This is a genomic window from Candidatus Kryptoniota bacterium, from assembly GCA_036567965.1.
GTDB lineage: Bacteria > Bacteroidota > Ignavibacteria > Kryptoniales > JAKASW01 > JAKASW01.
Window position 1 is genome coordinate 1 of sequence record DATCTN010000011.1, and the last position, 16190, is coordinate 16190.

Genomic DNA, 16190 nt, shown 5'->3' on the forward strand with positions numbered 1-16190 from the left:
AGCCATTTCTCCACAGGCGGGCGGAAAGCAGCTAAAGGACTTAGACAGCAGGACAGTCTATCTTCGGTACCGATCGACAATCACCGTCACACCGACGGGGGGTACGACGATCTGACGGATCATATTACTAATATGGATCTCGTACAGCTGACTCCGGAATCCAGGACGATTATTTCTGACGCGCTTCATAATTATGGTACTTCGTGGACGTCTGATGAATACGAAGCCGGGACCGACTTCACACTCGCCACCATCGAACACCACGAAAGCGGAGTGGTAGATACGGGATATGTAGCGTCAATGGACAACTCGCCCGTGGATTCGTTGTATTCAACCCATTGCAGCGGCTATGAAAAAGACAAGCCAATGATAGCTGCTACACCATCGAAAACACCGGCATTCTTCGGTGGGCTCGCTTGCGCAGTTTCCATCGAACCATCCTTTGTGCTTTCAGTCGCTGTTAGTGTTTCTGGTGTTGGAAGTGAGAATGGAAATTACTCAACAAGAACGGCCCGTTGTTCTTTTGCGGAACGATAGATTGCTGATATAATCGCGACTGCCGCCCGGCCTTCGGCACCGTCGATACTCGGTGGACGGTTCCTCCGGATGGCGGAAACAAAATCCGCAAACTGGCGTCGGTGCCCTTCACTGTTGATCGCGCCCGGGGATGAAGCACCACCGTCTGTAGCATCGCTCCGTTTTCCAAAACGAAATCGAATACGTTTGTCGTCCGGCAAATCATGGCGAAATTGCCACGACTGAAAGATCTCGTCTTCCATTACAACGAATCCGTCAGTGCCGGAGATTTCGATGCGCAACGTTGTTCCCGGCCAGGACCCTGTGCTGCCTTCAACGACACCTAAGGCGCCCGATTTAAAAAGAAGCGAGGCGACGGCCACATCTTCGACTTCAATACCGGTATGAGCCCTCGTAGCCGAAAACGCTGCTACTTTCTCTACTCCACCCATAAGCCATTGGAGAAGGTCGATGCCGTGGATTCCTTGATTCATCAAGGCGCCTCCGCCATCGTAACGATACGTACCTCGCCACCCACCTGGTACATAGTACTCCTGGGTACGATACCACTTGATATAAACGTCCGCGAGGACGATAGTTCCGAAGCGACCCGCGCTGATCGCGTTCTTCAGAGCTTGGCTTGATTCCGAGAATCTGCGGGGAAAAATTGCAGCGAGTTTGACTCCATTTTCCCGACAGACGGCAATAATCCGATCGATTCGGTCTGTGGTGACCTCAAGAGGTTTCTCGATGATGAGATGTTTTTTAGCCCTGGCAGCAGCAATAGCCGCTTCCATGTGAAGCCCGGAAGGGGTGCAGACTGAAACTGCATCGATTTCGGGATTCTTCAGGAAGTCGTCGAGATCCGAATATGCTGTGCCCCCAAACTGAGAAACCCGCTTTTCCGCTGCGGCGAGCCTCCTGCCACAGAAGGCAGTGATCTCCGCTCCAGGCACCTTTGCAAGGGCATCGGCGTGAAATTCACTGATCATTCCACAGCCCACGATTCCGAATTTGATTATTCGTTCCATTGTCACGCACGATCCTTGAACAGACGACGGCCCATGCCTATAAGGTCCATCCGTATCGCTGAATAATAAGTTGAAGGAGAATTAATCTAAGAGATTAAATTTTCGAAGAAAATTATCTGCAAGCTTAAGTATTTCATCATCAAAGTAGCGTGAATATTTTGGGTTTCCCTCTCCAAGATAGTGTCTCATTCCTTTATAGGTGTGCAGTTCAAAATAATTGCCTTCCTTATTCATGGCGCTTTCAAAGGATTGTACCGTCCAGATAGGAACCTGGTCATCATACTCGCCATGGAACTCGATCATCGGAGGCATTCCTCTCTTTATGTTATGGGCTGGAGAGATACTCCATATTTTATTCCGGCGGTCAGCCAGCAGATGGTCGCACCAGCCTTCCACTGCATTTACACATGCTGAAAACAGCAGAATTGCATCCGGGCGGCAGCTTATTCTAAGGTTATCTGATTTTTCATTGTAATCATCAATCATCGCCGTGCATAATGCCAGGTGACCTCCGGCAGACTGACCTGCAGCAACTATTTTGTTTTTGCCAATATGGAAACTTCCGGCGTTTTCCCGAACCCACCTGATAGCCGATTTCGCATCCATTACAGATTCGATCGGGCTGATCAGTTTATTGGGTGTTACTCCATTTTCAATTGACAAGCGATACTCTACAGAAAACGTCACAATCCCCATTCTCGCATATCGTTCACAGGTTGTAAAGAATTCACTTGGGGTACCAAAGGCCCAACCACCGCCATGAAAGAAAACAATCGCTGTATTATTCTCTCTTTCAAACGATTGATGTGTATAAAAAATATCAACCTTAAGTTTGAGGGTGTCGACTGTTTTGTAAACTTCCTGCGTGTGGATAACCTGGTCATTGTTTTCAACCTGATCAGTCAGGGTCCGCTCTCCTTTGATGACAGCAGGTGTAAAAAAAGATACGCAGAGGAAAATGATCATGAATAGATTTTTCATGGCGATTGAGGTTTTATGTGTACAGGTCAAACACGTGGCTCCCATCCTTTTTCATACTCGCGCCCCCACATTTCCATTGCCTTAGTGTCATTTAGAATATGCCCCGTCTGCACGTCAAGGGTTAACGCCCGGTTCATTTTCCAAGCGATGTTCGAGAGCAGCAATGTCGTCACACTGATGTTCGCCTCTTCAATGGGCGAATGCAATTGTTCTCCGGTTCGAATGCCGTTTATGAAATTCCGAAAATGAGCATCGGTCATGTCGTCCGCGCTTGTGAGATCCTGGGTCGTGCTCTTGTTCTCGATCTTGAATTCGTCAATCTTCTTGTCATCCAGACCGAAGACTTCGTATCCACTCCTGTCAATAATCACAGTACCTTCCGTTCCCTCAATGGCTGCTCCGCGATCCCTGCCATAGGACCGCTTCCCTTGACAACTGAGACCTTCCCACGTAATCAACTTTCCGTCATATTCAAAGCTGGTGACCAGCGTGTCGTAGAATTCCCAGTCATCGTTGAAGTGATACCGTCCTCCCGATGACGTCACCGTCTTCGGAAAGTTAACGCCAAGTGCCCATCGGCAGATGTCGACTTCGTGCGTACCATTGTTGAGAGTTTCACCTGTCCCCCAATTCCAGAACCAATGCCAGTTGTACGGATGGATATTGTCTTTGTACGACCTTCGGGGCGCCGGGCCCTGCCACAATTGCCAGTCCAGGTAATCCGGGATGGGAACGATTTTTCCAACACCGATGGACTTCCGCGTGTTCGAGTACCATGCCTTTCCAAAATATGGTCGTCCGATAAGACCGTTCTTGATGTGGTCTATGATTTCAATGGTGTGCGGCGATGAACGCTGCTGATTTCCCATTTGCACAAGTCGCCCATACTTCTTCTGCGCCAGAACCAACAGCTCTCCTTCGTGCGGATTGTGACTGCTCGGCTTTTCGACGTAAACGTGTTTCCCCGCCTGCAAAGCCATAATCGCCATTGGTGTATGCCAGTGTTCCGGCGTCGCAATCGAGACCGCATCGACATCGTTGGAATCAAGGAGCTTTCTGAAATCTTTCACCCGGGTTGGGGCACGACCGGTTTTGTTCTCTACGGCAACGGAGAATTTGTCGAGCTCCCTGCTGTCGACATCGCAGACGTGGCTGATGGTTGCATTGTGGTTCGCTGTGACAGACTCAAGGTGCGCATACCCCCGGCCGTGTAAACCGATGATGGCAAAATTCACCCGCTCATTTGCACCTTTGATCCGAGAATAACTTTTCGCATTCAAGCCGGACGCCAATCCCACTGTGACAATGGCAGCGTCCCGAAGAAACTCGCGTCGCGTTCTCATCTATTCTCTCCTTCTTGAAGCTTGATTACATCGTTGCGATGATACCACGCACGTAGCCGATGGACTCCGCAAGACCCGGGAGAGGATCTTTTTCGTCTTTCTCATACTCAAAGTGAATCGTGTTCGAATACTTGACTCTGGCAAGGGTATACACAAGTTTTGGGATGTCAATCACCCCCCGGCCAATTTCTACTGTTGTCCCGCCGGCATCTGCGGAACTGACATCTTTCATATGGACATCGAGGAGACGATCGAAGAACCTCTCGACTTCATGGGCTGGATCCAGTCCCAGTCGCCGCGTGTGCCCGACATCGATGCAGAGACCCATCCTCTTGTCCATTCCCTCGATAAGCCGGTACGCGCTCTCCGGGCTAGGATACCGATTGTCCGTCGGGCCGTGGTTATGGATAGCGAGGGCAATGCCAGTCTGCTTCACCATGCGCTCGGCGAGTTTCAAGAGAGGTTCGTCCGGGCATCCCACAAAGTACGAGAGCCCTGCGGCCTTTGCATATCGAAAGGCATTGTTGACTTCGTCCTCGTTGGTCATGTAGACCACGCCGCACGATGAGAGCTCGATACCTTCCGCTTTCAACTTGTCGACTGTGGCCCGAATAACCTCGTCGCTGCTCTTCAAAGGCAAGTGCACATCCTTAAGAGCGAGCTTTTTGATCCCGAGCCTTTTTGTCATTGCGATAGCCTGGTCAAGCGGAAATGCGCGGAAGGAGTACGAAGCAATTCCGAGGGTGAATGCGACTGGAGAAGAATGGCTGTCTTCGACATTCTTCCCGCGAGGTATTGCTTCATCGTGGAGGAATCCGGCCAGTGCGCCGGCGCCGGCGAGCGCTAAGAACTCGCGTCGTGATTCTTTTGCCATGTCAGAATCTCAGATTATGAAGTACTGGTTTATTGCAGAATCCGGATCTTCACATTGCGGAAGAATACCTGATACCCGTGATCTTGAAGCAGGATGTGTCCCTTTGCGGCGATGCCGAAATCCGGCATATCCTTGAATTTACTTTCTGCTTTATGAGCCAGGAATTCCTTTCCACCGCGCTCATATTCGAGAACCTTTATCCCATTGAGCCAGTGCTCCACACGCATTCCCTTGACCAGGATTCGTGCGGTGTTCCAGGCACCTATGGGGTTCGGATGTTTGTTGACCGCCGGAAAGAGGTCGTACAACGACGCGAGCGTCCGATTGCCGTTGAGACCGAGTTTTGCGTCCGGATGCCTGGCATCATCGAGCAACTGGTATTCGAGGCCGATAGCGGAACCAGGGCTCTTTTTCTGTTTTTCGGTAACGAAGTACTTGATTCCGCTGTTGGCGCCTTCGGTGAGTTTGAAATCCACCATCAAATCAAAACTACTGTATTCATCCACAGTCACAATATCGCCGCCGTTCGCTGCCTCGCCTCCTCCTGAAGCCTCGACGATGAGCATGCCGTCGCGCACCTCCCACCCTTTCTCAGGAAACGTATCGCGATATGCCCCACGCCAACCATTGGTGGTTTTTCCGTCAAACAGAAGCTTCCAGCCTTCTTTCAGTTCCTTTTCGGTGAGCGTGTTCGAAGCATTGACCTCGTGTGTCGCTTGTTGACCCAAAGAGAGAAATGTGAGGAAGAGGAACAGGACAGACACATTAACTAACGACCTGATGACAAGCATCTGTGTGTCTCCTCAGACCGGTGGGTGGAATAGTGGGACGAATTGAGACAGGCAGCCTGCCAGCGGAGAGACCCCGCGAATCGTAAATTGCTTTTCCAATTCTATTCTCCCTATCAATGTACAATTCAACGATGACTGGAGCAACTGAGCTGCAAATCCGGCAGCGGTCCAAATCAGAAAGACCGCCGAGTTTTATGAATTCACGGCGGGTAAGTTTTGAAATGTTGTTCATGTGTCCGTCAGTTCCTAGTTACCTACTATTATCAATGACAACAGAAATTTCCGGGCCCCCTAAGTCCTGCTTTGCAAATCTTGCTTCTTTAGTTTTCTTTTCATCTGGAAACAACGTAATGAAATTATCTCCCCAGAATGTTGGGAGTACTTCTTCGTTATCACTCCTTTGAGACTCTTGCGGAGCTAATAGAGGTCGGGAAAGTTTTCCGCAGCCTTTCCAGGCAATCATTACTAATGTTCAAATAGTCTCTAATTCTTCTCATTTCAAGCGTCAAGCCGCTTTTGCCGTGTGCCGTTCTGAATACAGCCACAGGTAATCGTAGAACGAGTTCACTGTCGCACATTGGCGTGTTCCGAGGAGCAAAGGGGTCAAATCTTCTAACTTCAATGGTGGCGACCGTTCAAGGACTCAGAGAAAAACGGTTCTTAGTTGGCTTCCATCCTAATCTACTCATAATCATCCCTTAATTTCTCATCTGTTTCCGTCCGGGGTGCTATGAAGGATAACACCGGCAAGTTCTAAATGATAGCACACAACTTTTTGAACGTTATCGATTCTTGTCGCGCACCCCTCTGTCCTTGAAACGTAATCGATTTGTTGAGAACTTGTTTTCCAGTTTAACTAACACCAATAGCAGAGTGACATGGAAAAAATAATCGTTCCTCTGTGCAGGATCATGCGGATCCTCCTCATTTTTGCCTTAACAGCGCAAGCTCGACCAAATCCGGGGGATACTAGGGATAAAAGCAATTCATTCCGTATCAAGAGCTACCAAAAAAAGACAGATGGTGTAATCTTTGAGTTGGTGCGGGGTAAACTGAAATTGCAAGTCTTATCCGATGACATCATAAGGGTCGTCTATACTCCGAGCGACAGTTTCTCAACACGCGAAAGTGTATCCGTGATAAAAAAAGAGTGGCTGCCGGTGCATTACAAAGTCGGTGGTGATAAATCATTTGTAACTATGAATACAAGAGCAATAAAGGTGAAGGTCAATAAGACAACCGGCGCCATCGCGTTTTATGACAGGAAGGGAAAGCTTCTTCTTGAAGAACCGGCAAATGGCAAGAGTATGATTGCTGCAAATATCGCCGGCGAAGACACCTGGACAGCAGAACAGAAATTCATGTCTCCGGAAGATGAAGCGCTTTATGGATTGGGTCAGTTCCAGGATGGAATAATGAACTGGAGGAATGTATATGCGCGGCTCAAGCAAAGAAACACAACGATCGCAATGCCTGTAGTTATTTCAAACAAAGGATACGGATTGTTTTGGGATAATACTTCCTACACCGAATTCAACCCCGACCTGACGAAGATTGATATGAACTTCGATGGGAACAGTCTGTCGGCAATGCTCAAGACAAAGGAGAAAGGCACTTACATTTTCGATATTGAAAGAAACAATGTCAACGCCATCGAATTGAAAGTCGGAAACCAAACCATATACAGACACGACACAGGCGTTCATGTGTCGTCCAGTGTTGCTAAAGTTGACCTCGAAGCCAACAGGGAATATACTGTTGAACTAATCTGCCATGACAAAAGACTGACACCTGCCATTCCCGATCGGTACCTAGCGCCCGGTGACGGCAGTCCAGGTGGACACGGTCTCAAAGGCGAATATTTCGCCAACAGAAATCTGGAGGGAACTCCATCATTTGTAAGAGTCGATCCGAAGGTTGACTTCGATTGGGGGAGCGGTTCACCAGCGATGGGATTCCCGACGGACAATTTCTCGGTTCGATGGACTGGGAAACTGAGCGCTCCGAAGACAATCGACAGTTGCACTCTGACAGTCACATCCGACGATGGCGCACGGCTTTATGTCGATGGACAAATGGTAACCAACGGCTGGGTTGAGCGTGGATCCACGACAGATGAGTATAAACTGAAACTCGTTGCCGGCAAGGAGTATGATATAAAGGTTGAATACTTCGAAGCATTCGGTGGTGCATCTGTAAAATTGGGATGGGACATCGGAACTTCAGGAAAAGAAGATGACGAACTATCGAAGGACGTTCACATTTATTATCGTCATCCGGCTCAGGCGGAAGAGACAGTCTGGAAATCTCTGGTCGCAGATGACATAGATTACTATTTACTATATGGTCCGGAGAGCGATCGGATCGTAGGCGCGATGCGTGAATTGACCGGAAGGGCACCGCTTTATCCGAAGTGGGCTTACGGTTTGTTCCTGTCCCATATGGCGTGGAACGATCAGAAAGAAATCATTGATGTCGCGAAAGGCCATCGCGAAAGGAACATTCCTTTTGATTGCATCGTGCAGGACGGCACGTATTGGAAGCAATGGCCGGATAATGAATGGGGATCAAGCCGTTTCGATTCCGCCAGGTATCCCGATCCTGTCAGCATGATAACAGCTGTGCATGACATGAACAGTCATTTCATGATTTCTGTGTGGCCGCGTTTTAATAGCAAGACCGACACTTACAAAATGCTCGAACCAAAGGGATATATGTTAGGTTTGCAAAAGACATCTGCGGCGGGGAACGAAGGAGTTGCACTCGAAGATGTCACTACCAACGCGGTTTACGACGCCTTCAATCCAAGTGCGCGTAAAATGTACTGGCAGTTCATAAATGACAGGTTGTTCTCATTGGGAGTTGATGCATGGTGGCTCGATGCGACGGAGCCTGAATGGAACTATGATTTTTCCAGGGCTCGTACTTACCTGGGGACCGGCGAGCGTTACTTGAACTGCTATGCGCTCATGTCAATGACGGGCGTGTATGAGGGACAGCGCTCCACTGAATCAACGAAACGTCCTTTTATCTTAACGCGGTCTGCATTTCCGGGCCAACAGAGATATGCAGTGACTTCATGGTCCGGCGATATTGGCTATGACTGGACAACGTACAGAATACAAATTGCGGCGGGGCTCAATTTCGCAATTACCGGTGTGCCTTACTGGACGACGGACATTGGCGGTTTTGTCCCCGGGGCCGACCTGAACAGCGCCGACTATCGCGAGCTGCTCACGAGATGGTTCCAGTATGGAGCGTTCTGTCCGATCTTCCGTGTGCACGGATGCAGGCAGACGGAGCTCTGGCGCGGCGGTGAGGACTCTGAGAAGCAATTAGTGAAAACGGATAATCTGAGATACAGGTTGATGCCTTACATTTATTCGCTCGGCGCGATGGTAACGTTTGATAATTACACTATCATGCGTCCGTTGATAATGGATTTCAGGACTGACAGAAACATTTTGAATATTGCCGACCAGTTCATGTTCGGGACTGCATTTCTCGTGAACTCGGTAACCGAACCGAAAGCAATGAGCCGCAAGGTTTACTTGCCTGAGGACAAAGGCGGATGGTACGATTTCTGGACAGGGAGTAAGAATGCCGGAGGAAGAACAATCGAGACTCCGGCTCCGATCGATATCATACCTTTATTTGTGAGGGCTGGGTCGATAATACCTATGGGCCCCTATGAGCAATATGCCTCTGAGAAAAACGATCCAATCGAATTGAGAATCTACTCCGGTGCGGACGGGATGTTCACTCTTTATGAAGACGAAAACGACAATTTCAATTATGAAAAAGGAAAAAAGGCAACCATCCGGTTCTCCTGGGACGAAAAGTCAAAGACTTTAACAATTGGCGAACGTAATGGTGAATTCGACGGCATGGTTCAGGAAAGGACTTTCAATGTTGTACTAGTGAAACAGAATCATGGTGCTGGAATCGACGCCGAGGCGAAGCCGGATAGAACGGTTTTGTACAAGGGCGATGAGACAAAAATAAAACTCTAGCTGAGGAGGATACTTGGCCTCGAACAGGTTTCAGCATCAGGAGGCTGTTGAAATAATAAGATGTCTTTGTCAAATGCTTGGTGAGATAAAGTCAGATCTGATTTTCTCACCTATTCCCGTCCGGTAAACTTTGAAGGTTAAGAGTGTATGTCTTCAAATTCAAGTGGACAAGCCATTGGCTTTTCTAGGGAGAGTAAAGAATTCTGTTTAAATGTTAATGAAGAGGATTAACTAAATGCGGTTGATGGCCGCCTTGCGGGATGAATTCTAAATCAAACTTAACAAAAACCGGCTTGATTCATAAGGTGCACTGCAGTTGGCAGGTCGTTATGATCGCAAGCCTCCGGATTCTTTAAGGACCAGCTTGAGAAATTATTACTACGTTATTCTCCTCGGCTTTCTCATCTTGGGTCTAGCCAATGGGTCGGACAGATGGGTCATAGGTCCGTTTGTGAGACCTGCGGGCAATCCGGTGCTGAAGCCTGATTCCACGCTTGTTTTCGTCTCACCGGTGACTAGAGACACTATCAGATGGCAGGCGGCTGACGTCTTCAACCCGGCGGCAATCGTCAGGAACGGCGAGATCTATTTGCTGTACAGGTGTGAAGACAACCCGGGGGCCGGCATAGGGCGCCGGACGTCGACGATCGGAGTGGCGGTAAGCGAAGATGGGATACACTTCACGAAATACAAAGAACCCGTGCTTTACCCGGACAGTGGCGTTTTTTTCCACTACGATTATCCGGGCGGGTGTGAGGACCCGCGTGTCGTGCAGACGGAAGATGGCCTCTATATGATGACGTACACGAGCTGGAACTTGAAGGTAGCCAGGTTAAGCGTCGCCACGTCGCGCGATCTATATCAATGGAAGAAACGTGGGCCCGCGTTTGCGAGGGCCTATGGCGGACGGTTCCTTGACACGTGGTCCAAGTCGGGAGCGATAGTCACGATGTTCAATGGGGACGTACAAGTTGCGACGAAGATAGACGGGAAATACTGGATGTACTGGGGTGATCACTTCATCCATATAGCCTATTCCAACAACCTGGTTCATTGGACGCCCATGCTTGACAGCGCCGGGAGGCTGATGAATGTCGTCTCTCCAAGGCCGAAGATGTACGACAGCCAGATAGCTGAATGCGGACCTCCCGCGGTGATAACAAAAGATGGGATCGTTCTGCTGTACAATGGCGAGAATGCATGGGGTGAAAACGCATCTCCATCGCTCGCAAAGGGAAGGTACTCGGTTGGCGAGCTGTTGTTTGATCGCGCCAGGCCCTGGAAAGTCATCGCGCGCACTTGTGGACCCATACTCAAGCCCACGCTCGTGGACGAGCTCACAGGCCAGTACAAAGCGGGGACGACGTTCGTCGAAGGGCTGGTGCGATTCAAAGGGAGGTGGTATCTCTACTATGGCGCCGCCGATTCGCGAGTGAATGTCGCTATTGCGGAATAGAACTTTTTCCGGCTTAGTGCTGCGCCATGTTCAGAAAAACCCTTCGTCTTGCCAATCCTGGCATAACAGCCCGGATTTTGAACGTCAGAAAGTTCGAGTCATCGTTCCGATCGAGGAGCAATAGGGTCCGATTGACTTTGAAGACATACAGGCACTATTTAGAGCGTCAAGGCGGGGCAACCCTTTTGCGAAATGGGATATGCAAGATTTCTGAGCAGGGGTAGATTGCCATTAGCTGTCACCGGCGGACCTTAAACTAAGAGGAATATGTTGTATGAATTAAAGTGAGAGTAGATCGGGCATGAAAAAGCATATCAAAAAGGTCGCCGTGCTCTTCCCACTCATTGCGTTCGTGTTCCTGGTTGAACGATGCCAGGCTGCCAAGCCGATTATCCATTACACGGTCACCATCGACTCCGCGAATCTGTCCGGCTTCCGCGTCGACATGAAAATTCATGACGCGCCCGACACATTATGGCTTGCCTTCGCTCAACATCCTGAGTACAACGAATTCTTCTGGAAGAATCTAAGAGATCTGACGGTGGAATGTGATGGAGAGATCGTTCCCATCGTGCGTGAAGACAGCGCTCTTTGGAGGGCGGTCGTGCGAAAACCCGACGTTGTTGTCCATTACCGATTTGAAATGACGAAAGAAACTAGCCCAAGGCGCGGAAGCTGGCGCTTGTTCCTTCGTGAAACAGGGGGACTCATCGGTGGAGTGCAGACATTTCTGTACATCGTTGGATGCGAAGATGCCCGCTCCACTGTAACATTGGTGATTCCTGCGAGTTGGCGGGCAGCTACCGGTCTCTCATCGGAAGGCAGTTTGAATGCGTATTCCGCATCCAATGTGGATCAGCTTGTCGACTCTCCGATCCTTTTAGGAAAATTTCATGAATGGACCTTTTTCGTCGATGACATTCCTCATCACGCAGTGTATTTGCCTTTGCATGGGACTGTACCATTCGACACAAGTGTATTCGTGGACGACATTGAAAAGATCGTGCGGGCAGCAATGGCGATATTCAAACGTGCTCCATACCGGGAATATTGGTTTCTTATTCAAGATGGCGCTGACGATGCTCTCGAGCACCTTAATTCTCTGTCTCTTGGTGCGGAGAGTTCGCAGCTGGCGAACAACCCGCACGCCTTTGACGAAGAAATTGCGCACGAGTTCTTCCACACCTGGAATCTCGTTAGCATTCGTCCAAAAGAACAGACCAAGATCACCTACAAGGAGACAACTCCTACGCCGGTCTTGTGGTGGTCTGAAGGAGTCACGATCTACTACGCGAACAAGATATTGCGGCAGACGGGAATCCTTGACACTGCGGAATACGTCCGGAGCTTTGAGAACAATATTGCGTCGTACTACCAGAGCGCGGGCAATTCCCGGATGTCCCCGGAACATGCAAGCCTGACCGTCAATCATCCTGACCCGGCAGACAGCGGCTACACTGCAAGCTATTACACGCAGGGCATGCTTTTCGGACAATTGCTGGACATTGCCCTTCGTGATTCGTCCCATATGCGCAGAGGACTGGATGACGTGATGAAGGCGATGTTTGAGAAGTATACCAGGTCGGTAGGGTTCACAAATAAGGATCTCGAGGAGACTTCGAGTCAAGTTTGCGGTTGCGACTTGCATCAGTTTTTTCAGGACCATATATGGGGCATACATCCGCTGAACCTTGAACCATACCTGAACAGCATCGGGTTGCGCGCTGTTATAAACCGCGTGGTAGCGAAAGACTCAGCAGGGAAACCTCAACCGGATCTTCGAGTTTATGCGTTCACGCAGTTGCATGATGGTCATGTGCGAATCTATATCTACGGTGTTCCGACGGCCTGGTGGCGCGCCGGCCTCCGGACCGGCGATGATATTTTGGCGGTCGACGGTCAACAAATTGGAAGTGCAGACCAGTTTCGTGAAATCATTGCGGGCAAAACGCTGGGAGACAGTCTCGTCATTCAGTATCTCCGTGATGCTAAGCCGGAGCAGACCACGGTTCATCTCACTTCATATGAACTGGTAAAGGTGGACTTGGATGAAATTCCGAACCCTACTCTCCGTCAGCAGGAAATGCTGAAGCTCTGGATTGCAGGAACGCTGTAGGGAACAAAAATCGCGGACACCATGCTCCTCCTTGACTTTCCACTTTATGGATTGATAAATGCACACTATGGTCTGTATAGCCACAAGCTTTGAAGGCTTCATTGCGAGAAAGGTTGGTTAACTTCCACTGGCTGACAGAGTTCGAGAGCCCGGAAGGCTTCTCCGACCGCGGAAAATTTATAAACAAAATTGACGCATTCGTTATTGGGAGGGGCACTTTTGAAAGAATTTAATTTGGATCACTTTTCAGCGGGAGGTCAATGTCATTTAGTTTCATCCACCATGCTTTAGGTCTCCTGCGGGGCGGGATACTAGCTGCGCTACCAAGTTCTGACCGCGTGCTTTGGGAGGATGGGTTGGGAGTACTGCCGATCAAAAACTGATCCGCCCCTCTGTTGTGTTTCAAGGTGAAGTCAGGACACCGCCCAAAGAAACTGTGTTCCTTTAAGCATTCTTCTAAGAAGAATCCTCAAACTGACGTTTAATAAGTTCGAGTCATCGACCGTATTCTCTTCTCCATTTGTGGCGAAGCCATCACTTCGTGATAGTACGTCGTATCGCTGATACCGAGTTGCTGGACAACTTCTGCCAGCGTCTGACCTTTTGCCATTTGGACTTCTGCCTCTCGCAGCATTGCCACGATCGATTCCACCGTGTGCCGCTTCTTTCCCATGATATCTCCTCTACGAGGTTCTACGAACTCGTAGAGTCGTAGACCTTTGGTCCTTATGTTACTCGTTTTACTAATATAACATTGGACCGGTTCTTGGGGGACACGTCATCGCTTCATCGGGAAAACGCGTTCCCGTGAGGGTCCGGCGATCGAACTCATCTAAGGAAAATAAATCCCACGATGCAGGCGAAAGCACTGATGACACAAGTCGTGAGTATCCCGAATGACGGCACCAGAACCAGGCTCGCTGCGATTGAACCGAGACATCCGCCGACCAAATCGGCCGAGTACAACCACGTTGAAATCCGTTCTAGGTCAGTGGCAGCTTTGAAACTTGCCAATGCGAAAATACCGGAGACAAAAAACCCGTCCAGCAGAAGAGCCAGCGAAGCTGACAAGAGCGTCCCAACCAATCCGGAGCTGATGCCGCAATACACAATTAAGCTCAAAGCTATCAGTCCGAGGAGGATAGCACCTCCAATCAATTTCCTCGCTCCCACATCCCACCGTATGAACAGACGATTACCTGCCCACGACCCAATCGCGAGTCCACCCATGAACGTTGTGAGCAGATACCCGATGTCTTGATAAAGTGCCCCACTCTTGTTCTGGTAGTTGAGGATGAGGACGGTCTCCAGTAGCATTCCGGTGAATCCTGCGGTGACAGTTAAGAGGAACAATCTTGTTGCGACGAATCTCTTCTTGAAAACTATAACCAGTGCCACAATCATCGTGAGCCAAAAAAAGGGGGACTTGATGGCAGAATCTGTGAGACTCGTCGTATCGGAGTTCAGATCGATTCCACCTACGAACTTGGACAACCAAATTGAAAGTGTGTAGCCGTAGCAGGCGGGCTTCAGGTCTGAATTCGGATCGACGCTCACTGATGAAAGTAGATTTTCTACGGTCTTGAATCGATCGTTAGTGTAGACATAGTTGATGTATTCCGGTGAAACCAGCCTGGTATTCAGATGCCTGTTGCGGAATCTGCCGCATAAGATCGACGTGTCCGCAGTCAGCGGTGAATCCGAAGCGATAAAGACATTTGCTACACCAGGTAACACGACCGTATTTGCGAAGACCGCACGGAGAGCACGGTATATGCTTCCGTTTCTTTTCACCAGCTGATTGGTCCATAAGTTTTCTGCGGACGGAATCATGAATGCAACTATCCCTTCACGGGTCAGTTCGCGCGAGCAGTGCTCAAAAAACTCCTGAGTATAGAATCGATTGTTCTGCGCGGACATAGGTTCGGGCATAGCGACGAGTATCACGTCATATGACTGTCCAGTGAATCGACGTGGGTCCTGATTGATGATGCGGACCCTGCCGTCATAAATTGCATCGCGAAAGCCGGCAGGGAGGTGATTCAAGACTGCCTCTATCATGTTTCTATTCATCTCGATATAGTCGATCGTATCGACAGGCAATTTCAGAAGCTCGAAGATGATTCCCTCCAAGCCGCCGCCCAAAACTAGAATCTTCTTTGGACTTGCCGATTGGAGTGTAGAGAGTTGTACAAATTCCTCCGCCGCCGTTGTCTCCGTTTCATATGAGAGGGCATCATTTTCGAAGACACAGACTTGTTCCTCCTGTGCAGTTACGCTTATCCGTCCGTAAGGCGTGTCAAAGGTCCCGACGAGATCCGGATGATTCCAGGAGGTCATCCATCTGCCAATTGATCCTGAGAGACAGATCAACACAATCAAGGCGACAAGCCCGATCGTTGACAGATATTTCTCTGCAGGACGATACGACGAATACATTAAAACGACCCCTGCAGAGATTGCCGAACAGAAGAAAGCACCAGTAAGGTTTTGGATGCCGAGCATCAGCAAGAACGTTGAAAGAAGTCCGCCGACCACACCACCAGCGCTTTCGATTGCATATGCGTTCGCTAAAGTTCCGCCTTCCGACATGAATCTATTCGCTGAAAACTGAAAGAGTACACCTGTTAGAAGACTGATCGGGAGCAAAGCCGCGGCGAGCGCCGCAACCTGTAGCTCGAATGGCAGGTATCCGCCCGGGACGGCTCCAAAAATCACCCTTGTCCCTCGAATGAAGGCGATGTCGATCAACAACACAAGTGATGTCAGCAGGAAAAGCAAATGGACACGTGCTTCGGCCGGTGGGCCGGAACGCCGTCCGAGTGCGGCTCCAAGCGCGGTGCCGAAAAGCCAGAATCCAAGAGAGAGGACATAAATCAGTTCTATCCCGTAGAAGGCGACGTTCAGCTCGCGCAGGATGATCACCTGACCGAGGATCGAGACGAGACCGACGGCGATCAGGTAGGCAACGCTGGAAGTAATTTCTTTAATGCGCAATCAACGACCTGCGAAATAACAGCCCGAAGTTGCCGGTCAAAAGACTTGATTGAATAATGTCATAAAGAGTGC

12 protein-coding genes are annotated in these 16190 nt (G+C 49.6%); 4 read left to right on the forward strand and 8 right to left on the reverse strand.

The genetic code is table 11. The annotated features are described in order from the left end of the window. The coding region (locus tag VIS48_04130; protein HEY9165330.1) for a hypothetical protein at window positions 1-537 on the forward strand (537 nt) is incomplete at its 5' end. Here VIS48_04130 and VIS48_04135 read toward each other — a convergent pair. From VIS48_04135 to VIS48_04160, 6 genes are all read right to left on the reverse strand, one after another. Further along, window positions 495-1547, reverse strand: coding sequence for a Gfo/Idh/MocA family oxidoreductase (locus VIS48_04135; protein ID HEY9165331.1), 1053 nt, complete (start codon window positions 1545-1547; stop codon window positions 495-497). The two genes, VIS48_04130 and VIS48_04135, sit on opposite strands and share 43 nt — an antisense overlap. 81 nt (window positions 1548-1628) lie before the next feature. After that, window positions 1629-2513 (reverse strand): alpha/beta hydrolase, encoded by an 885-nt coding sequence (locus VIS48_04140; GenBank protein ID HEY9165332.1) that lies wholly within the window; start codon window positions 2511-2513, stop codon window positions 1629-1631. Between the two features lie 41 nt (window positions 2514-2554). After that, complete coding sequence (locus VIS48_04145; protein HEY9165333.1) at window positions 2555-3871, reverse strand: Gfo/Idh/MocA family oxidoreductase; 1317 nt, start codon at window positions 3869-3871, stop codon at window positions 2555-2557. 25 nt (window positions 3872-3896) lie between these two features. Then, window positions 3897-4745, reverse strand: a complete 849-nt coding sequence (locus tag VIS48_04150; protein ID HEY9165334.1) for a sugar phosphate isomerase/epimerase — start codon at window positions 4743-4745, stop codon at window positions 3897-3899. A 29-nt stretch (window positions 4746-4774) separates the two neighbouring features. After that, complete coding sequence (locus VIS48_04155; GenBank protein HEY9165335.1) at window positions 4775-5536, reverse strand: DUF1080 domain-containing protein; 762 nt, start codon at window positions 5534-5536, stop codon at window positions 4775-4777. 250 nt (window positions 5537-5786) lie between these two features. Then, window positions 5787-5999, reverse strand: coding sequence for a hypothetical protein (locus VIS48_04160; GenBank protein HEY9165336.1), 213 nt, complete (start codon window positions 5997-5999; stop codon window positions 5787-5789). Between the two features lie 595 nt (window positions 6000-6594). Between VIS48_04160 and VIS48_04165 the strand changes: the two genes are divergently transcribed. From VIS48_04165 to VIS48_04175, 3 genes are all read left to right on the forward strand, one after another. After that, a complete protein-coding gene (locus tag VIS48_04165; protein ID HEY9165337.1) occupies window positions 6595-9549 on the forward strand; it encodes a TIM-barrel domain-containing protein in 2955 nt (984 codons plus the stop codon). A gap of 316 nt (window positions 9550-9865) precedes the next feature. Further along, complete coding sequence (locus VIS48_04170) at window positions 9866-11005, forward strand: glycoside hydrolase family 130 protein (protein ID HEY9165338.1); 1140 nt, start codon at window positions 9866-9868, stop codon at window positions 11003-11005. Window positions 11006-11306: 301 nt separating this feature from the next. Next, a complete protein-coding gene (locus VIS48_04175; protein HEY9165339.1) occupies window positions 11307-13121 on the forward strand; it encodes a PDZ domain-containing protein in 1815 nt (604 codons plus the stop codon). A 481-nt stretch (window positions 13122-13602) separates the two neighbouring features. On the opposite strand, the gene VIS48_04180 is transcribed toward VIS48_04175, so the two are convergent. Beyond that, entirely contained in the window at window positions 13603-13794 is a 192-nt protein-coding gene (locus VIS48_04180; GenBank protein ID HEY9165340.1) for a hypothetical protein, read from the reverse strand. A 155-nt stretch (window positions 13795-13949) separates the two neighbouring features. After that, window positions 13950-16118, reverse strand: a complete 2169-nt coding sequence (locus VIS48_04185) for a hypothetical protein (protein ID HEY9165341.1) — start codon at window positions 16116-16118, stop codon at window positions 13950-13952. Between the last annotated feature and the right edge of the window lie 72 nt (window positions 16119-16190).